We start from the raw sequence: 3,323 nt of genomic DNA, 5'->3' as shown, positions 1-3,323 counted from the left end.
TCAGTTGCAGGTTGGGCGCGCCCTGCGCCGACAGCGTGGAGATGGTGGCGTCCCATGCATCACCGTCCTTCCCTGGCGTGAGTGCACCGTCGCCGGCCAATGCGAACTTGAAGGGCTGGTTGCGCACATTGCCGTCGGCATCGGCGCGAAAGCGGTGCGCACGACGCGTGCCTTCCAGCGTGGCGCGCACCTCGCGCAACGACACGCTCGGGGCCGTCACACGCTGCGCGGTCAGCTCGAACTGGAGCGGACCATCCACCCCATCGCGCATCTGCGCACGGCCGTTCGCCAGTTCGATCTTGTTGCCCTGATAGACAAGTTGCTGCGCGCGGAAAGTGGCATCCACCTGCGGGCGCTTGATCGTGCCGGACACGTCGCCAGACAACGTCAGCGCCCCGCTCACGCCAAGTTGCAGGCGCGCAAGTTGCGGCGCGTCGACTTCCACATGCAGGCGGTCGCCCGCCGCACCAAAGCTGCCGCGCAGGCTGGCCTTGTTGCCTGCGACATCCAGCTTGGCATCGCTCGGCAGCAGACGCTCACCACGCAGGTGGACGCTGCCGTCGCCCGTCATCGGCAAGCCGGCGTAGTCGCTGTCACGCACGGCAAACTTGATCGCTGCATCAATCGGCTCACCCAGCGCGCCACGCGCGTCGAAGGTGGCGTTGATCCGGCCCTTGGCCACCTTGACCAGCCGCGACGGGTCAAACTCTGCAAGGTCGCCCTTGAAGGCAAAGGACTGCGCTTCGTCGTGTTTGAGCGTGCCCGCCAAGTTCAATCGCGAGCGACCCAGCGACACCTGCGCACTCTCCACCGCGACCTGCGCCGCGTCGAGTACCGCCTTGGCCTGCGCACGCATGTCACCGCCAGCAAGATCAAGCGCCACGTGTTGCGTACCGCCCGCAAAGTCTACGGTGATGGGGCCGGCGAGCTTCGTCTTCTCCAGCGATGCATGTATTGCCTGCAGGTCCAACTGACGCACATCGACACGCAACGTGCCGTGGCCCTTCTTCACATCTGCACCGCCGGTCAACTGCGCACCGCCCAGCAGGCGCAGATCCAGGCCGGTGAGTTGCTGATCGTCCTCGTTCAGCCGCACCTGCGCACGCAGCGATTGCAGCGGGAGTTTCTGCTTGTCGAGCGTGCCGGCTTGCGCGTTGTCGATCTGCACGGGGCCGGCGACCGTCAGCGTCTTGGCTTTCTCGTCAGGGCGCAGATCGGCATGGATGGTGAGCGACGCTTCCGGCGCGCCCGGCGCAAACGCACGCGGGTTCACATGATCGGCCGACACCACGGCGCGTAACAGGGGCAGTGCCCCGAACGGCGTGGCGTCGATCTGCGCCTGCGCGGTCAGCTTGGCACCGGTGCCGGTCGCATCGATGTGCAGCGCCTCCAGCGAGCCCGAAAGCTGTGCCGACACCGACGCATCCTGCTTCTGCCCACTCGTTTCGAACTGCGTGGCCAGCGTGGCCGCCCCGGTGAGCGGGTACGGCCGCGTGCCCGTCATGCGCAGCGTGGCCACCAGCTTGCCGGCAGGCGTTTCCATACCGTCGAGCAGCACGTTGTGATGCGTGCCATCGGTGTGCAGGCTGCCGGCAATCGACTTGAGTTCAGTGGTCGACGTGCCCTCGCGGATGGCAAGGCGGTCCACAGCCAAGCGATCCACATCGAGCGCCAGTGGCAACACCAATGAAGCAGGTGGCCCGCTCGGCGGCGATGGCGGCGTCGGGTGCAGGATCACCTCGACACTGCCTGCTGTGAGATACGCGAAGCGCGCATGCCACGGCCCGCGCGTGATGGTCCAGCGGCCCTCCACATGGTCGATGCGCACTTCGGTACTGCCCGCACGCACATGCAGGTCACGCAGCGACAGCCCCTCGCGCACCGAGCCGCCGGCCAGCTTGCCCGACACATGGTCGTGGCCGAAGCGCGTGACAAGCGACCACAACTGCGCCGTGCCCGTGGGCGAGTGGATGGCCCAAACCAGCCAAGCGGCAACACCAAGCACGACCACCAGGACAAGCGCCACAAGACCACCCAGCCACTTCAGCAAGCGGCGGCCCATACGCCTGTTTGGACGCTTGGGCGACGGTGTCTCGGGTTGAACGGATTCAGGCGTTTGCGTTTCGGTCATGGCGGCGCTCAAAACGCGATGCCCAGCGATACGCTCGGCCGGAATTGCTTTTGCTGGATACCGTAGGCCAAGTCGAGCTGGATCGGCCCGACCGGGCTCTTCCAGCGCACGCCCACGCCCACGCCGTTGTACCAGCGGCGCTCCGACCAGTTGTCGGTGGCGGTGCCGGTGTCCCAGAACACGGCGCCGCCCCACTGCGGCAGGAACCAGCGCTGGTATTCCAGCCCGCCCGTCGCGAGGAACTTCGTCGGCAGCGTGCTGCCGTTGACCTCGTTGCCGATACTCTGGAAGTCGTAGCCGCGCACCGACTGCGTACCGCCCGTGCGAAAGCGCAGCGTGGCCGGCACACCATCACCCGCCCCACTGGTAATGACGGCGCCCAATTCTGCCCGCGCAACAAAAATGTCGCGCTGCCCGACCGGCACGAACTGGCGAATGCGGCTATACGAGCGCACAAACGTTTGGTCCGTCAGGAAACCCTTGACCGCCGCGCCGATCTGCGTGGTGATGATGTTGCCCCGACGCGGGAACAGCGGATCGTCCACGTCGCGGCGCGTCCACGCGAAGCCGGGCACCAGCGCCTTGCTCAACTGGCGCTCGGCGCCTTCGGGACGCAGGTCGTCATAGTAGAAGTCGATGGTGAACGAGGTTTCGTAGATGCCGCGTACGCGCGTCTGCTTGAAGCCGGAGCGATAGCTGCGCGTCTCGGTGCCCGAGGTGTCGGTGCGGTCCATGCTGCTGTAGAGGCTGTTGACGTACTGTTTCTCGTCGGGCGGCAGGGTCACGCCGGCAAACAGATATTGCCGGCGCTGCTCGATGCGCGCCTGAGTGTCGAGCACCCACGCCTTGCTGAACAGGTTCAGATACTGGTAGCGCCCTTCCACCGAAGCGCCCGTGTCCGTGCCATAGCCAACGCCGCTGGTGAGGCGATTGGGCGGATACTCGCGCACCCGCACACGCACCGGCGCGTTGACCGGGTCCTTCGGCTCGTCGCCCAGATCAACAATGGCGTTGGCAAAGTACGGCTGGCCCTGAATGGCCGCCTGCAATGCCTGCAGGCGGTCTGCCGAGTAGTCCTCGCCCACGCGCAGCGGGTTGACGTTGGTGATGATGCTGAGCGGGTAGCGCGTCAGGCCCTGCACATCCAGCGGGCCCAGCGTGTAGGCCGGGCCGCTGTCATAGGAAACGGACA

Annotated in this window: 1 protein-coding gene and 1 pseudogene; both read right to left on the bottom strand. The window is 66.2% G+C overall.

The features are described 5' to 3' along the window. Positions 1-2,131, bottom strand: a pseudogene (locus JHD73_RS27245) (translocation/assembly module TamB); the annotation flags it as partial. An 8-nt stretch (positions 2,132-2,139) separates the two neighbouring features. Next, positions 2,140-3,323 (bottom strand): autotransporter assembly complex family protein (locus tag JHD73_RS27240; protein ID WP_199033253.1); only part of this gene is annotated, 1,184 nt, incomplete at its 5' end.

Origin of the sequence: Ralstonia sp. ASV6, from assembly GCF_016429285.1 — a bacterium.
Classification (GTDB): Bacteria; Pseudomonadota; Gammaproteobacteria; order Burkholderiales; family Burkholderiaceae; genus Ralstonia; species Ralstonia flaminis.
Note: the sequence above shows the minus strand (reverse complement) of the source record. Positions and strands in the feature narration are given on the sequence as shown.